Source organism: Xanthomonas sp. 60 (genome assembly GCF_011761925.1).
This window is the reverse complement of record NZ_JAASQW010000007.1, coordinates 46,905-63,034: the sequence shown is the minus strand read 5'-3', so window position 1 is coordinate 63,034 and position 16,130 is coordinate 46,905. Positions and strand designations below refer to the sequence as shown.

Annotated in this window: 16 protein-coding genes; 3 read left to right on the top strand and 13 right to left on the bottom strand. The window is 65.6% G+C overall.

Going from position 1 to position 16,130, the window contains the following annotated elements:
• Window positions 1-171 precede the first annotated feature (171 nt).
• The 9 genes from FHY09_RS13975 to FHY09_RS13935 all read right to left on the bottom strand — a co-directional run bounded on the left by FHY09_RS13975 (window position 172) and on the right by FHY09_RS13935 (window position 7,351).
• Window positions 172-594, bottom strand: coding sequence for a F0F1 ATP synthase subunit epsilon (locus FHY09_RS13975; RefSeq protein WP_166927506.1), 423 nt, complete (start codon window positions 592-594; stop codon window positions 172-174).
• 112 nt (window positions 595-706) lie between these two features.
• The gene (gene atpD, locus FHY09_RS13970) at window positions 707-2,113 is read right to left on the bottom strand and encodes a F0F1 ATP synthase subunit beta (RefSeq protein ID WP_166927505.1); all 1,407 of its coding nucleotides are present in this window, start codon (window positions 2,111-2,113) and stop codon (window positions 707-709) included.
• Between the two features lie 37 nt (window positions 2,114-2,150).
• Window positions 2,151-3,014 carry a F0F1 ATP synthase subunit gamma gene (atpG, locus tag FHY09_RS13965; protein WP_166927504.1) on the bottom strand — a complete coding sequence of 288 codons (864 nt, stop codon included), beginning with the start codon at window positions 3,012-3,014 and terminating at the stop codon, window positions 2,151-2,153.
• A gap of 75 nt (window positions 3,015-3,089) precedes the next feature.
• Window positions 3,090-4,637 (bottom strand): F0F1 ATP synthase subunit alpha, encoded by a 1,548-nt coding sequence (atpA, locus tag FHY09_RS13960; RefSeq protein WP_166927503.1) that lies wholly within the window; start codon window positions 4,635-4,637, stop codon window positions 3,090-3,092.
• Window positions 4,638-4,682: 45 nt separating this feature from the next.
• Window positions 4,683-5,210: a F0F1 ATP synthase subunit delta gene (locus tag FHY09_RS13955; RefSeq protein WP_166927502.1), complete on the bottom strand. Its 528-nt coding sequence runs from the start codon at window positions 5,208-5,210 to the stop codon at window positions 4,683-4,685.
• A 1-nt stretch (window position 5,211) separates the two neighbouring features.
• Window positions 5,212-5,682, bottom strand: coding sequence for a F0F1 ATP synthase subunit B (locus tag FHY09_RS13950; RefSeq protein ID WP_166927501.1), 471 nt, complete (start codon window positions 5,680-5,682; stop codon window positions 5,212-5,214).
• Window positions 5,683-5,797: 115 nt separating this feature from the next.
• Window positions 5,798-6,100 (bottom strand): F0F1 ATP synthase subunit C, encoded by a 303-nt coding sequence (gene atpE / locus FHY09_RS13945; protein WP_166927500.1) that lies wholly within the window; start codon window positions 6,098-6,100, stop codon window positions 5,798-5,800.
• 65 nt (window positions 6,101-6,165) lie between these two features.
• Complete coding sequence (gene atpB / locus FHY09_RS13940) at window positions 6,166-6,954, bottom strand: F0F1 ATP synthase subunit A (protein ID WP_166927499.1); 789 nt, start codon at window positions 6,952-6,954, stop codon at window positions 6,166-6,168.
• A 31-nt stretch (window positions 6,955-6,985) separates the two neighbouring features.
• Window positions 6,986-7,351 (bottom strand): hypothetical protein, encoded by a 366-nt coding sequence (locus FHY09_RS13935; RefSeq protein WP_456362822.1) that lies wholly within the window; start codon window positions 7,349-7,351, stop codon window positions 6,986-6,988.
• Window positions 7,352-7,830: 479 nt separating this feature from the next.
• Between FHY09_RS13935 and FHY09_RS13930 the strand changes: the two genes are divergently transcribed.
• Window positions 7,831-8,640 (top strand): hypothetical protein, encoded by an 810-nt coding sequence (locus FHY09_RS13930; RefSeq protein ID WP_208407904.1) that lies wholly within the window; start codon window positions 7,831-7,833, stop codon window positions 8,638-8,640.
• A 100-nt stretch (window positions 8,641-8,740) separates the two neighbouring features.
• Here the strand turns inward: FHY09_RS13930 and FHY09_RS13925 are convergent, their stop codons facing one another.
• The 4 genes from FHY09_RS13925 to FHY09_RS13910 form a co-directional block, all read right to left on the bottom strand.
• The gene (locus tag FHY09_RS13925; protein WP_166927497.1) at window positions 8,741-9,016 is read right to left on the bottom strand and encodes a hypothetical protein; all 276 of its coding nucleotides are present in this window, start codon (window positions 9,014-9,016) and stop codon (window positions 8,741-8,743) included.
• 175 nt (window positions 9,017-9,191) lie between these two features.
• Window positions 9,192-11,015: a dihydrolipoyl dehydrogenase gene (lpdA, locus tag FHY09_RS13920; RefSeq protein WP_166927496.1), complete on the bottom strand. Its 1,824-nt coding sequence runs from the start codon at window positions 11,013-11,015 to the stop codon at window positions 9,192-9,194.
• A 104-nt stretch (window positions 11,016-11,119) separates the two neighbouring features.
• Complete coding sequence (gene aceF, locus FHY09_RS13915) at window positions 11,120-12,889, bottom strand: dihydrolipoyllysine-residue acetyltransferase (protein WP_166927495.1); 1,770 nt, start codon at window positions 12,887-12,889, stop codon at window positions 11,120-11,122.
• A 173-nt stretch (window positions 12,890-13,062) separates the two neighbouring features.
• Complete coding sequence (locus FHY09_RS13910) at window positions 13,063-13,581, bottom strand: DNA-deoxyinosine glycosylase (protein WP_456362821.1); 519 nt, start codon at window positions 13,579-13,581, stop codon at window positions 13,063-13,065.
• A 186-nt stretch (window positions 13,582-13,767) separates the two neighbouring features.
• Here FHY09_RS13910 and FHY09_RS13905 point away from each other — a divergent pair, with 186 nt between their 5' ends.
• A complete protein-coding gene (locus FHY09_RS13905) occupies window positions 13,768-14,436 on the top strand; it encodes an OmpW family outer membrane protein (RefSeq protein WP_166927494.1) in 669 nt (222 codons plus the stop codon).
• 153 nt (window positions 14,437-14,589) lie between these two features.
• Window positions 14,590-16,098: a glycerol kinase GlpK gene (gene glpK, locus FHY09_RS13900; protein WP_166927493.1), complete on the top strand. Its 1,509-nt coding sequence runs from the start codon at window positions 14,590-14,592 to the stop codon at window positions 16,096-16,098.
• Window positions 16,099-16,130 lie beyond the last annotated feature (32 nt).

Below are 16,130 nucleotides of genomic sequence, written 5' to 3'. Positions count from 1 at the left end.
TCGAGTGGACCTTGATTGTCCCCGGCAGGAATCGAGACTGCCATGCCGGCAGTCACGTTTTGATTCGTGCAGGCCAGACACGCACGTTTTCTGCCACTGCAACGAAAAATGCCGGCACGAGGCCGGCATCTTCTGCGGGGTCCAGGTCGGTTGGGCCGACCGGCGGACACCTCAGTGCTTGAGGTTCTTCCGCAGCCGTTCCAGCGCCTGCAGCTGGGCGGTCACTTCGGCCAGCTTGCGCTGCGCCTCGGCGATCTCCATGCCTTCACCACGGTTGGCGAGCATGCGCTCGGCTTCTTCCTTGGCCTTGCGGACCGAGGCCTCGTCCAGATCGGCGGCACGGATGGCGGTGTCGGCCAGCACGGTCACCACCTGCGGCTGCACTTCCAGAATGCCACCGGAGATGACGAAATCCAGCTGCTCGCCGCTGGGCAGGGTGACCACGACCTTGCCCGGCTTGAGGCGGGTGATCAGCGGGGCATGCTTGGGCGCGATGCCCAGTTCACCCAGCTCACCGGTGGCCACGACCAGGGTCGCTTCGCCCCGGAAGATTTCCTGCTCGGCGCTGACGATGTCGCAACGGATCGTGCTCATGCAAATCTCTTCACTGTTCGCGGCAGCACGCGGCCACCGGGGAGGAGCAGCGGTGCGGGCGGATGCCCGGCACCGGTGTCAGGTCGGGCGGGATCGCTCCCGCCCGTCCGGATCAGGCCTTCTCGGCCATCTTCTTGGCCTTCTCGACCGCTTCTTCGATGCTGCCGACCATGTAGAACGCCTGCTCCGGCAGGTGGTCGTATTCGCCATCGACGATGGCCTTGAAGCCGCGGATCGTGTCCTTCAGCGACACGTACTTGCCCGGCGAGCCGGTGAAGACTTCGGCCACGTGGAAGGGCTGGCTGAAGAAGCGCTCGATCTTGCGGGCGCGGGTCACGGCCTGCTTGTCTTCTTCGGACAGCTCGTCCATGCCCAGGATCGCGATGATGTCCTTCAGCTCCTTGTACTTCTGCAGGGTCTGCTGGACGCGCTGTGCGGTGTCGTAGTGTTCGTGGCCGATGACCAGCGGATCCATCTGGCGGCTGGTGGAATCCAGCGGATCCACGGCCGGGTAGATGCCCAGCGAAGCGATCGAACGCGACAGGGTGACGGTCGAATCCAGGTGGGCGAAGGTGGTCGCCGGCGACGGGTCGGTCAAGTCATCGGCAGGCACGTAGACGGCCTGGATCGAGGTGATCGAGCCGTTCTTGGTGGAGGTGATGCGCTCCTGCAGGACGCCCATTTCCTCGGCCAGGGTCGGCTGGTAACCCACGGCCGACGGCATGCGGCCCAGCAGTGCGGACACTTCGGTACCGGCCAGCGTGTAGCGGTAGATGTTGTCCACGAACAGCAGCACGTCCTTGCCCTTGCCCGACGCGTCCTTCTCGTCGCGGAAGTACTCGGCCATGGTCAGGCCGGTCAGCGCGACGCGCAGGCGGTTGCCCGGCGGCTCGTTCATCTGGCCGTACACCATCGCGACCTTGTCCAGGACGTTGGAGTCCTTCATCTCGTGGTAGAAGTCGTTGCCCTCACGGGTACGCTCGCCCACGCCGGCGAACACGGACAGACCGCTGTGCGCCTTGGCGATGTTGTTGATCAGTTCCATCATGTTGACGGTCTTGCCGACGCCGGCGCCGCCGAACAGGCCGACCTTGCCGCCCTTGGCGAACGGGCACATCAGGTCGATGACCTTGATGCCGGTTTCCAGCAGCTCGGTGGCCGGCGACTGGTCTTCGTACGAAGGCGCAGCGCGATGGATTTCCCAGTTGTCCGAGGCCTGCACCGGACCGGCTTCGTCGATCGGGCGACCCAGCACGTCCATGATGCGGCCCAGGGTGCCGGCACCGACGGGCACGGAAATGCCGCGGTTGGTGTTGGTGGCGACCAGGTTGCGCTTGAGACCGTCGGTGGAACCGAGGGCGATGGTACGCACCACGCCGTCGCCCAGCTGCTGCTGGACTTCAAGGGTGATTTCGGTGTTTTCCACCTTCAGTGCGTCGTAAACCCTCGGCACCGACTCACGCGGGAACTCGACGTCGACGACCGCGCCGATGATCTGAACGATCTTGCCCTGACTCATTGCTGCATCCTCTAGATTTGTGCTTTGGACGTGCGCGTCAGACTGCTGCCGCGCCGCCGACGATTTCGGAGATTTCCTGCGTGATCGCTGCCTGGCGCGCCTTGTTGTAGACGAGCTGCAGCGTACCGATGAGCTTGTTGGCGTTGTCGCTGGCCGCCTTCATCGCCACCATGCGCGCGGCATGCTCGGAGGCCACGTTTTCCAGCAGGGCCTGGTACACCAGCGACTCGATGTAACGCGTCATCACGTGCTCCAGCACGGCCGCGGCATCGGGTTCGTAGATGTAGTCCCAATCGTGGTGCGCCACCTGCTGTTCGGCCGCCGGCAACGGCAGCAGCTGGTCGAAGCTGGCCTTCTGGGTCATGGTGTTGATGAAGCGGTTGTAGACCAGGTACACGCGGTCCACCTTGCCTTCGGTGAAGGCATCGAGCATCACCTTGATCACGCCGATCAGTGACTCCAGCGACGGCACATCGCCGATATGGGTCACGCTGCCGACCATGTTGACCTTGATGCGGCGGAAGAAGGTCGATGCCTTCTGGCCGATGGTCACCATGTCCACTTCGGCACCCTTCTCCTGCCACGCGCGGGCTTCACCCAGCGTGCGGCGGAACAGGTTGTTGTTGAGGCCACCGGCCAGGCCGCGATCGGAGGAGATCACGATGTAGCCCACGCGCTTGACCTGTTCGCGCTCGACCAGGAAGGCATGCTGGTAGTCGGTGCTGGCCTGGGCCAGGTGACCGATCACCTGCTTCATCGCCTGCGCGTACGGACGCGAGGTCTTCATCCGCTCCTGCGCCTTGCGGATCTTGGAGGCCGAGACCATCTCGAGCGCACGCGTCACCTTGCGGGTGTTCTGCACGCTCTTGATCTTGGTTTTGATTTCGCGTCCGCTTGCCATCTCTTGTTCCCGTAGAGCGGGGCAGTGCCCCGCTTGTCACAGTGAAGCGGGGCTGAGCCCCGCTCTACATGCGGCTTACCAGCTGCCGGTGGTCTTGAACTCGGTGATGCCCTTCTTGAAGGCCGCCTCGATATCGTTGTCCCAGCCGCCGGTGGCGTTGACCTTGTTCACCAGCTCGCCCTGCGTATTGGTGAAGTGCGCATGCAGGCCTTCTTCGAACGCCAGCAGCTTGTTGACCGGCACGTCGTCGAGGTAGCCCTCGTTGACGGCGTAGATCGACAGCGCCTGGTTGGCGATCGACATCGGCGCATACTGCTTCTGCTTCATCAGCTCGGTCACGCGCTGGCCGCGCTCGAGCTGCTTGCGGGTGGTTTCATCCAGGTCCGAGGCGAACTGCGCGAACGCGGCCAGCTCACGGTACTGCGCCAGCGAGATACGGATGCCGCCGGACAGCTTCTTGATGATCTTGGTCTGGGCCGAACCGCCCACGCGCGAAACCGAGATACCGGCGTTCACGGCGGGACGGATACCGGCGTTGAACAGGTCGGTTTCCAGGAAGATCTGGCCGTCGGTGATCGAGATCACGTTGGTCGGCACGAACGCGGACACGTCACCGGCCTGCGTTTCGATGATCGGCAGCGCGGTCAGCGAACCGGTCTTGCCGGTCACGGCGCCGTTGGTGAACTTCTCCACGTACTCTTCGGACACGCGGGCAGCGCGCTCGAGCAGGCGCGAATGCAGGTAGAACACGTCGCCCGGATAGGCTTCACGGCCCGGCGGACGCTTGAGCAGCAGCGAGATCTGGCGGTAGGCCACGGCCTGCTTGGACAGATCGTCGTACACGATCAGCGCGTCTTCGCCGCGGTCCATGAAGTACTCGCCCATGGTGCAGCCCGCGTAGGCGCTGATGTACTGCATCGCGGCCGATTCGGACGCGGTGGCGGCCACCACGACGGTGTGCGCCAGGGCGCCGTTCTCTTCCAGCTTGCGCACGATGTTGGCGACGGTCGAAGCCTTCTGGCCGATCGCCACGTACACGCACTTGATGCCCGTGCCCTTCTGGTTGATCACCGCATCGATGGCCAGCGCGGTCTTGCCGGTCTGGCGGTCACCGATGACCAGCTCGCGCTGGCCCCGGCCGATCGGGATCATCGAGTCGACCGACTTGTAGCCGGTCTGCACCGGCTGGTCGACGGACTTGCGCCAGATCACGCCCGGTGCAACGCGCTCGACCGGCGCCGACAGCTGTGCGGCGATCGGGCCCTTGCCATCGATCGGCTCACCCAGCGCGTTCACCACGCGGCCGAGCAGTTCCGGACCCACCGGGACTTCGAGGATGCGGCCGGTGGTCTTGGCCACGTCGCCCTCGCGGACATTCTGGTAGTCACCCAGGACCACGGCGCCGACCGAGTCGCGCTCCAGGTTCAGGGCCAGTGCGAAGGTGTTGTTCGGCAGTTCGATCATTTCGCCCTGCATCACGTCGGCCAGGCCGAAGATGCGCACGATGCCGTCGGACACGCTGGTCACGGTGCCTTCGTTGCGCGATTCCGCGGCCAGCTTGACCTTCTCGATGCGGTTCTTGATCAGTTCACTGATTTCGGAGGGGTTGAGCGTGGTTGCCATCGTCAAGTCCTAGTGCCGGCCCAGGTGGCCGGACGATATGTGAATTCAGTTTGCGAGCGCGGTCTGCAGGCGGGCGAGCTTGCCCTTCAGCGAACCATCGATGACCACGTCTCCCGCGTCGATCACGGCGCCGCCGATCAGCGAAGCATCGACCGCGGTGGAGACCTCCACCTCGCGTCCGAAACGCCTGCGCAGCGCGGCCTTGATCGCGTCCAGTTCACTGGCCGGGAGTTCGTTGGCCGAGGTCACCGTGGCTTTCACCACATGCTCGGCTTCGGCCCGCAGATGCTCGTACATGCCGGCGATTTCCGGCAGCAGGGGCAGGCGGTTGGCGTCGGCGAGCACGGCCAGGAAACGCGCGAACGTCTCTCCAGGCTGCGCCGGTGCCAGCAGGGCCACGGCTTCGTCGCGACCCAGCTCCGGGTTGGCGAGCAGGGCCGACACGCGCGGGTCGGCGGCGACGTGGGCGGAGAACGCGAGGGCGTCCGACCACGGCGCGAACGCGCCTTCGTCACGCGCGGTCGCGAACGCGGCGCGGGCGTAAGGGCGGGCAAGCGTGAGGGCCTGGCTCATCTCAGATCTCCGCCGCCAGCTCGTCGAGCAGCGCCTTGTGGGCGTTGGCATCGATTTCGCGCTTCAGCAGCTTCTCCGCACCGGACACGGCCAGCAGGGAGACCTGCTTGCGCAGTTCCTCGCGGGCACGGTTGGCGGAGGCGTCGATCTCAGCCTGGGCCAGTTCTTTCTGACGGTTGGCTTCGGTGATCGCTTCGTTCTTGGCGGCTTCAACGATCTGGTTGGCGCGCGCGTGGGCCTGGTCGATGATCTCGTTGGCCTTGCCGCGTGCGTCCTTCAGTGCTTCGTTGACCTTTTCCTGGGCCTGGGCGAGGTCCTTCTGGCTGCGATCGGCAGCGGCGAGGCCTTCAGCGATTTTCTGCTGACGCTCTTCGATCGCATTCATCAGCGGCGGCCAGATCTTGGTCGCGATCAGCCAGATCAGGGCAGCAAAGGCCAGAGCCTGGGCGATGAGGGTAAAACCGATTTCCATTGTATTCGCTCAGTCGGTTGTGACGGGGTGGCGGTGCCGCCGTTGCGGGCGGCACCCCCGATCCTTCATCCGCGACCGGACGCCGAAGCGCCCGATCGTTTCGCTTGTCGCTGGATCAGCCAGCAACAGCCGGCAGACGCGAGACGAACTCGCCGACCAGCGGGTTGGCGAAGGCGAACAGCAGGCCCACGGCGACCGAGATGATGAACGCGGCGTCGATCAGGCCGGCGGTGATGAACATGCGGACCTGCAGGACCGGAATCAGTTCCGGCTGGCGCGCGGCCGATTCCAGGAACTTACCAGCCATGATGGCCAGACCCAGGCCGGCGCCCAGTGCGGCCAGGCCGATCATGATGCCGACGGCGAGGACGGTGGAGCTCTGGACCTGGGCGAGATTGGTCAGGACGGCGAAGTACATGGTTTTCTCCGGGAACGTGATTGCTAAGGGATTTGGAAACGAACGGATGAAGGGTGCAGCGAAACTCAGTGAGCGTCTTCCGACAGGCTCAGGTACACGATGGACAGCATCATGAAGATGAAGGCCTGCAGCGGGATCACCAGCAGGTGGAATAGCATCCAGCCGAAGCCGGCGAACGCGCCTGCGAACATGCCGGCGATACCTGCACCGCCCAGCACCCAGATCAGCAGGAACACGATCTCACCGCCGAACATGTTGCCGAACAGTCGCATCGCGAGCGAAATCGGCTTGCTCAGCCACTCCACGATGTTCAGGATCAGGTTGAACGGCATCATCCACTTGCCGAACGGCGCGGTCAGGAACTCCTTGGTGAAGCCCCCGATGCCCTTGGCGCGCAGGGCGAAGAACAGCATCAGGAAGAACACGCTGATCGACATGCCCAGCGTCGCGTTGACGTCGGCGGTCGGGACCGGCTTCCAGTACGGCACGCCGAGCAGCTCAAGCGGCTTGGCGATGAAATCGGCCGGGATCATCTTGATGAGGTTCATCAGGAGGATCCAGAAGAAGATCGTGATGGCGATCGGGGTCACCAGCTTGCTGGTGCCGTGGTAGGTGTCCTTCGCCTGGCGGTCGACGAACTCCAGGCAGATCTCCACGAACGCCTGCCACTTGCCCGGCACGCCCGAGGTGGCCTTGCGCGTGCCCAGCCAGAACGCGACCACCATCACCAGGCCCATCAGCAGCGAGGTGACCAGGGTATCGACGTGGATCTGCCACGGCGTGCCCTGACCTGCCGTGAGGTTGTGCAGGTGATGCTGGATATAGGAGGTGGGTGTAAGCGCCTCGCCTGCCATGTGTCCGAACCTTTGAGTTATTTGAATACTGTTATTGCCTGGCCAGGGCCAGGACCTGGAACATGAGCCCGACCGCGATTCCTGCCAGCAGCGCCAATGCAGGCAGCTTGAAGACCAGGTAACCCACCGCCAGCACACCGAAAACCAATGCCCACTTGGCCACCACCGCGACAATCAGGCGCGCCATGGCCGAGCCTGCCGCCTGCACCCCGCCGCCCAGTGCCATCCGTGCCGCGACCCAGCCGCCGGTGGCGACCGCAAGTCCGGAGGCCAGCGCGCCCAGCGCGTGTTTCGGACTCACCACCAGGAAAACCAGAGCCAGGACAGCCACTGCGACCAGCGGATACACCGCGGCGCGCAGCATCAGTCGCCGACCCGCTTCAGCGGAGTTCAGCACAGGATGTCCCACACAAATGAAGATGATTGGCGTGAGGCTGCGACTTCGCGCCTCTCGAGCCGCCAAAGTATAGCAACGGGACAATTTGCGAGACAACCGCCGCGTGTTCATCCCGGAACGACGCATGTTGCTGCGAGGTCGGCAGTTTACCCCCTCCAGGACGGGACAATGCCACAGCACGGGCGGGTTGCCTTCCTGCACTGCACCACGTTGAACTTTTCCGCCCCGTCGTGGTCTGATCCTTCGACCTGCACGGTGTTCCTCGTCCACGCTCCTGCGCAGGTCATTCGGGGGTGGCCCCGCTGAAGCCGGCGGGGCCACTTTTTCAGCCGCGATGCCTTGCGCCGCAGGGGCCAGGTCGCTCCGATTGCTGAATAGTTAACCGGACTTCTACCGTACGTTCACGGATGGTCGACACGGCCGTGGGGATAGTGATGCATCAATTCCACATCACCCCCAAGGATTCGCTGATGCGTCCGCTGCCCTCTCTGCTCGCTCTGTCGCTGGTCGCCGTCGGCGCCGGTTTTGCCTCCTCCGCGCACGCTGCCGAAGGCGATGACCGCTTCACGCTGCGCCTGGGCGCCATGAACGTGGACACCGACAACACCATCCGTGGCAGCACGACCATCGCCGGCCAGGATGTGAACGTCAACGAAGATTTCAACCTCGGCGGCAAGGAATGGGAGCCGCGCGTGGACGGCGTGTTCCGCATGAGCGACCGCCAGCGCCTGATCTTCGATTACTTCAAGTGGGACAAGGACCGCCGCGAGACCCTGAACGACGGCATCGCCTTCGGTGACATCAGCGTGCCGGAAGGCAGCTTCGTCAAGGCCGAGCTGAAGTACCAGGTGGCCACGCTGGTCTATGACTACTCGGTCGTGGACACCGATCGTTTCGACCTCGGCCTGCAGATCGGTGCCGAATGGGCCCAGGTCAGCGCCAAGGGCTACGCCGACCTCGGCAACGTCTACAACGGCCGTTTCCTGGACGAAAAGGAAAACGGTGTGGCCCCGGTCGTGGGTGCGCGCCTGACCTTCAACCCGGCCGATCGCTGGCTGATCAACCTGCAGGGCCAGTACCTCAACACCAGCTGGGGCAGCTTCGATGACTACGACGGCGACCTGACCCGCGCCAACGCCATCGTCGAATACCGCCTGACCGACAAGTTCGGCATCTTCGCCGGCTACGATTACTTCAAGCTGGACGTCGACCAGAAGGGCAGCGACGGCATCGTGGGCCTGAAGCAGGAGTTCAAGGGCCCGGTGGCCGGCCTGAGCGTCTCCTTCTGAGGCCAGGCTGAGCCGCCCTTCGGCGGCGCCTGACCGCAACGAAAAAGGGGCCCCCGACAGTGGGCCCCTTTTTCATGTCCGCCTGCGGCTGACCTTGGCGTCATCCGCCGGCGGGGTAGCAGTCGACCAGGGTGCCACCCACCAGCTCGGCTTCGTAGGTCACGGCCGCGATGGCCTCCTCGCGCGTGCGGGCGGCCGGGATCAGGTCGAGAATGACGTTGCCCTGCCTGTCGACGACCGGGCAACGCCAGTAACGCCACTCCGATGCAGCCTGCGCCTGCTCCGATGACAGGGTGCCGATGGGTGTGGCCGTGGCGGCCGTGGCAGTTGCAAGCAGCATCAGGGCGGAGGCGGTCCGGAGCAAAGACGTGTTCATGGCGATCTCTCGTTGCAAGGGCGCACGCTCATGCGTACGTGGCCATGTTCCAACGCGGCACTTCACTGCGCCGTAGGAAAACGCATCGCCGTTTCCTCTCCCTACTGCCCGGCCTCGTGCAACCGGTGCAGGCCCGCAACGAAAAACCCCGGCCGGGGCCGGGGTCTGGAGCGACTTACTTCTTCTTCGGCATGTACAGATCGGTGATCGTGCCGTCGTAGATTTCCGACGCCATCGCCACCGACTCGCTCAGCGTTGGGTGCGCATGGATGGTGTGGCCGATGTCCTCGGCCTCGGCCCCCATCTCGATGGCCAGGCCGATCTCGGCCAGCAGGTCGCCGGCATGCACGCCGACGATCGCGCCGCCGATGATGCGGTGGGTCTCTTCGTCGAAGATCAGCTTGGTGAAGCCCTCGGTGCGGCCGATGCCGATCGCGCGGCCGCTGGCGGCCCACGGGAACTTGGCCACGCCGACCTTCAGGCCCTTGGCCTTGGCTTCGGTCTCGGTCACGCCCACCCACGCGATTTCCGGGTTGGTGTAGGCCACCGACGGAATCACCCGCGCCACCCATTCCTTCTTGTGGCCGGCCGCCACTTCGGCCGCCAGCTTGCCTTCATGCGTGGCCTTGTGGGCCAGCATCGGGTTGCCGACGATATCGCCGATGGCGAAGATGTGCGGCACGTTGGTGCGCATCTGCCGGTCGACCGGAATGAAGCCACGTTCGGTGACCTGCACGCCGGCCTTCTCCGCGCCGATCTTCCTGCCGTTCGGCGAGCGGCCCACGGCCACCAGCACGCGGTCGAAGGTGCCCTGCGCGAGTGCGGGTGCCTGGCCTTCCTCGGCCGCTTCGAAGGTCACGGTGATGCCCTTGGCCTCGGCGGTCACGCCGGAGGCCTTGGTCTTGAGGTGGACCTCGACGCCCTGCTTCTTCAGGCGGTCGGCCAGCGGCTTGACCAGGTCCTTGTCGGCGCCCGGCATCAGCTGGTCCATGAACTCCACCACGGTCACCTTGCTGCCCAGCGCAGCGTAGACGGTGGCCATTTCCAGGCCGATGATGCCGCCGCCGACGACCAGCAGCGTGCCCGGTACTTCGGCCAGCTCCAGCGCATCGGTGGAGTCCATCACGCGGTCGTCGTCCCACGGGAAGTTCGGCAGCTTCACCGCCTGCGAACCGGCGGCGATGATGCACTGCTTGAACCGCAGCAGCTGGGTGCTGCCATCGGCGGCGGTGATCTCCAGCTCGTTGGCCGAAACAAACGTACCCACGCCCTGCACGCTGCGCACCTTGCGCTGCTTGGCCATGCCGGCCAGGCCCCGGGTCAGCTGGTTGACCACCTTTTCCTTGTACTGGCGCAGCTTGTCGAGCGTGATCTTCGGCGCGCCGAACTCCACGCCGAACTCACCGGCATGGGCCACTTCGTCGATCACCGCAGCGGCATGCAGCAACGCCTTGGAGGGGATGCAGCCCACGTTGAGGCAGACGCCGCCGAGGCTGGCATAGCGCTCCACCAGGACCGTTTCCAGGCCGACGTCGGCGGCACGGAAGGCGGCGGTGTAGCCGCCCGGGCCCGAGCCCAGCACGACCATTTCGCATTCGATGTCAGCGGCCTTGCCACTGGCCAGCGCCGACTTCGGCGCTGCAGGCTCGGCCGGGGCGCGGTGCGAGGGCGTCACCGGCGGCTTGCTGGCCGGTGCGGCCGCGGCAGGTGCCGGTGCCGGTGCCGCAGCAGGCGCCACGGCAGCCGGTGCGGCGCCCTCGCCCTCGCTCTCCAGCACCACGACCACGGCACCCTCGGACAGCGAGTCGCCGAGCTTGACCTTCACTTCCTTGACCACGCCCGCCGCCGAGGACGGCACTTCCAGGGTGGCCTTGTCCGACTCCAGGGTCACCAGACCCTGGTCTTTCTTCACCGTATCGCCGACGGCGACCAATACTTCGATCACCGGCACATCGTTGTAATCGCCGATGTCGGGAACCTTGACTTCAATCGTGGCCATGGTGGTTTTCCTCATGCCCGACCGGCGTTGCCGGCAGGCTCACTGCAGTTCGTCAGGCGGCCGCGCCAAGGGCTGCGGCCGCACGGTGGGGGCGAGGCGGTGCCTTACAGCAGCACGCGGCGCATGTCGGCCAGCACCTGGGAGAGGTACGTGGTGAAGCGTGCGGCCAGGGCGCCATCGATGACGCGGTGGTCGTAGCTCAGCGACAGCGGCAGCATCAGCTTCGGTGCGAATTCCTTGCCGTTCCAGACCGGCTGTATAGACGACTTGGACACGCCGAGGATGGCTACTTCCGGGGCATTGACGATCGGCGTGAACGCCGTGCCGCCGATACCGCCCAGCGAGCTGATCGAGAAGCAGCCGCCGCTCATGTCGGCCGGGCCCAGCTTGCCGTCGCGCGCCTTCTTCGCCAGCTCGCCGCTTTCCTGCGCGATCTGCACCACGCCCTTCTTGTCCGCGTCGCGGATCACCGGTACGACCAGGCCGTTCGGGGTATCGGCGGCAAAGCCGATGTGGACGTACTTCTTGAGGGTCAGGTTCTCGCCGCTGGCATCGAGGGAGGCGTTGAACTCCGGGAATTTCTTCAGCGCCGCGGCACTGGCCTTGACCAGGAACGCGAGCATGGTCAGCTTGATGCCGGCCTTCTCGTTCTCCTTGTTCAGCGCCACGCGCAGGGCTTCCAGATCGGTGATGTCGGCCTGCTCGAACTGGGTGACGTGCGGGATCATGGCCCAGTTGCGCGCCAGGTTCGCACCGGAGATCTTCTTGATGCGCGACAGCGGCTGGGTTTCGACCTCGCCGAACTTGCTGAAATCCACCTTCGGCCACGGCAGCAGGTTGAGCCCGCCGCCCTGGGCGGCCGGCGCCTGGCCGGTCACCGCGCCGCCGGACAAGGCCGACTTCACGAACTTCTGCACATCGCCCTTGGTGATGCGGCCACCCTTCTCGCTGCCGCTGATCTGCAGCAGGTCCACGCCCAGCTCGCGGGCGAACACGCGCACGGCCGGGGTGGCGTACGGCACCTTCGCCGGCAGCACGCTGTCAGCGTTGAACTGCACGGGCGGGGTGCTGGGCGACCCGGCGGACGGTGCGGACGGCGCGCTGGCAGCGGGAGCGGAGCCCGCCGCGACCTTACCCATTTCACGCGCGGCCAGACGATCCGGCTCGGACGCCACAGCGACCGGCTCCACGGCGCTGTCGCTTTCGGAATCCTGCGCTTCGGCCACCGGCTTGTCCGCACCCGGACCGGCAGCGGCACCTTCCGCCTCGATGATCGCCACGACCTTGCCTTCGGACAGGGTGTCGCCGACCTTGACCTTGATCTCCTTGATCACGCCGGCCACCGACGAGGGAACCTCCATCGTGGCCTTGTCACTCTCCAGCGTGACCAGGCCCTGGTCCTTCTTCACCGTGTCGCCCACGGCGACCAGGATTTCGATGACCGGGATATCGCTGTAATCGCCGATGTCCGGCACGCGGGCTTCCACCGCAGCGCCGCCTGCGGCAGGGGCACCAGCGGGCGCGCCATGCGCCGCCGCAGCGGGTTCGGCCGTCTTCGCAGCCGGTGCGGGCGCAGCCGCTGCAGCGGCCGGCCTGGGTGCCTGGGCCGGCGTGGCGGCCGGGGCGTCGCCCGCGGCGACCTCGATCAGTGCCACGACCTTGCCTTCAGAGAGGCTGTCACCGACCTTGACCTTGATCTCCTTGACCACGCCAGCCACCGAGGACGGCACTTCCATGGTGGCCTTGTCGCTTTCCAGGGTAACCAGGCCCTGATCCTTCTTGACCGTGTCCCCGACGGCGACCAGCACCTCGATTACCGGGATATCGCTGTAGTCACCGATATCGGGGACGAGGGCTTCCTTGATTTCGGCCATGGGGATAACTCCGGCAATCTGGTGTAGGGAATCGTCTATTGTGCGGCCAGCGGCGCCCCCTCGCCAACACTTGATGTCGCTTTCCAGCCTTTCTGTCCCGGGACACACAGGTACACCCTGCGCGTTGACATACAGGCCGCGGAACAGTCGCTGGCGTATGGAGCGGCAGGGGTTCAGCCCAGTGCCGCGCCCACCGGTTGCCACGCGGCGGTCAACCGCGGCAGCGACCATGCGGCGTTGGCCGGGCTGGTCGATGGCAGTGCGATCACCTGCAGGCCCGGCAGCGCTGGCAGCCCGGGGACGATGAACCGCATGAACGCCGCATGGGCCGCGCCGCCGTTGCAGGCGATCAGGCGCAGCCGGGGCAGTGCCGCCACCTGGACGCCGATCGCGTTGGCCACTTCACTGCCGCGCACGATGTCTGCATCCAGGCTGCCACGGCGCTGGCAGCGCCCGATGACATCCCAGAGCCCGATGCCCAGCGCGTGCAGTCGTTGCAGGCGCTCGGTGTAGGGCAGCGTGGCCTCCACCCCGCACAGTGCCTCCATCAACGGCCAGAAACGATTGCGCGGGTGCGCGTAGTAGCGCGACTCACACAGCGAGGCCCTGCCCGGCATGGAACCCAGCACCAGCACGCGTGCATCGTGGCGGATCTGCGCGGCAAGGCCGACGCATGTGTCGTTTTCGATCACATTTCAACCATGTCAATGAACACCAGAAATTGCATCAAATCCTATGAATACAAGGCTTGGCGTCGAATTGGCTGAACAGGTCCAACTAATTTTTAACGCGCGTCGGATTCGATTCATGTTCGCAGGAATACGTTGGCCCCACCCCGCAGAGGGGACCCGAAACATCTACATCCAGGAGCGACCCCCATGCGAACCATCAAGATTCTGAGCCTGTCCCTGCTGACCGCCGCTGCGTTCTCGCCGGCCGCCTTCGCACAGGACTACGCGACCACCCAGGATTACTCCACCACCAGCACCACTGAGACCGCTTCGGGCAAGCATTTCGCCGTCGTCGGCGGCGTGGCGCTGCTGCAGCCGAAGAACGATCCGGTCGAGGGCGTGCGCAAGTTCGACGGCGGCCCGGCGCCGACCGTCAGCTTCAGCTACTACATCAACGACAACTTCGCCGTTGAGCTGTGGGGCGCGGCCGACAAGTTCAACCACCGCGTGCGTGGCAGCGGCAACGAGCGCCTGGGCAGTGTCGAGCAGCAGCCGGTCGCGCTGAGCGCGCAGTACCACTTCGGCCAGGCGGACAACGTGTTCCGTCCGTTCGTCGGCGCTGGCTACTATGAGTCGAACTTCAGCAACGAACAGCTGGTTGCCCCGACCACCACCGATCATATCGGCCTGAAGACCGCCAAGGGCGCCATCGGCACCGTGGGCGTGGACATGAACATCAACTCCACCTGGTTTGCCCGTGCTGACGCGCGTTACATGCACTCCCGTCCGGAAGTCACCGTGGGTGGCCAGGGCACCGGCGCAGACGCCAAGCTGGATCCGTGGACCGTCGGCTTCGGCATCGGCGCTCGCTTCTAAGCAGCCCGTCCTGGCAGCACCGGTTTTCCCGGTGCCGCCAAGCCAAGGTTTGAACGCAACGGGCCCTTCGGGGCCCGTTGTCGTTTGCCATGTTGATGTCCCGGCCGACCATCCATCGCAGAATGGGGCACGCTCGCGACCCAGGATCTGCCCATGGAACCCGACCTCATCCTTGCCATCGACCAGGGCACCACCAGTTCGCGGGCCCTGTTGTTCGACCGCGCCGGGCATGTCGCAGGGCAGGCGCAGCGCGAGTTCGCCCAGAGTTTCCCGCAGCCGGGCTGGGTCGAGCATGATCCGCGCGAGCTGCTCACCAGCGTCTATACCACCATCACCGAGCTGCTCAACCGCGCGCAGGTGGACCCGTCGCGCATCGCGGCCATCGGCATCACCAACCAGCGCGAGACCACGGTGGTCTGGGACCGGGCGACAGGCCAGCCGATCCACAACGCGGTGGTCTGGCAGTCACGGCAGAGCCAGGCCATCTGTGACCGGCTCAAGGCCGAAGGCCACGAGCCGCTGATCCGCGCGCGTACCGGGCTGCTGGTGGACGCGTATTTTTCAGCCACCAAGATCCGCTGGATCCTCGACCATGTGGACGGCGCACAGGCCCGTGCCGAGCGCGGCGAGCTGCTGTTCGGCACCGTGGACAGCTGGCTGGTATGGAACCTCACCGGCGGCGCCGCGCATGTCACTGACTACACTAATGCATCACGCACGCTGCTGTTCAACATCCACACGCTGCAGTGGGATGACGATCTGCTGGCCCTGCTGGATATCCCGCGCGCCATGCTGCCCACGGTTGCCAACAGCAGCGGCGTGCTCGGGCACACGCAGGCACGCCTGTTCCTGGATCGTCGCATCCCCATTGCCGGCATGGCCGGTGACCAGCAGGCCGCGCTGTTCGGCCAGGCGTGTTTCGAGCCCGGCATGGTCAAGAACACCTACGGCACCGGGTGCTTCATGCTCATGCACACCGGCCGCCAGGCCGTGGCCTCGCGCAATGGCCTGCTGACCACTCTCGCCTGGGGGCTCGACGGGGAGGTCGAGTACGCACTGGAGGGCTCGATCTTCGTGGCCGGTTCGGTGGTGCAGTGGCTGCGCGATGGGCTGCGCATGTTCGGCCGATCCAGCGACAGCCAGGCCTATGCCGAACGGGTACCCGACAGCGACGGCCTGTACCTGGTGCCGGCCTTCGTCGGCCTGGGTGCGCCGTACTGGCGCAGTGATGTGCGCGGGGCGACGTTCGGCCTGACACGGGGCACGCGCAAGGAGCATTTCATCCGGGCGGCGCTGGAATCAATGGCCTACCAGACCCGCGACGTGCTGTCTGCCATGCAGGCCGATGCAGGCATCGAGCTGAAGGAGTTGCGGGCGGACGGTGGGGCGATCGCCAACGATTTCCTGGCACAGTTCCAGAGCGATGTACTGGGCGTGCCGGTAGTACGGCCGCAGGTGGCAGAGACCACCGCGCTCGGCGCGGCGTACCTGGCGGGCCTGGGGGTGGGTTTCTGGCACAGCCGCGGGGAGATCGCACGCCAGTGGCGCGTTGACCGCCGCTTCGCGCCGGCAATGAGCGCCGAGCGCCGCCAGGTGCTTTACTCAGGATGGCAGCGCGCCGTGGCGGCTACCCTCGCCTTCCAGGTCGACCCGGCGCCGTGACGGCGCCGGCAGCGCCGGCAGCGCCGACACAG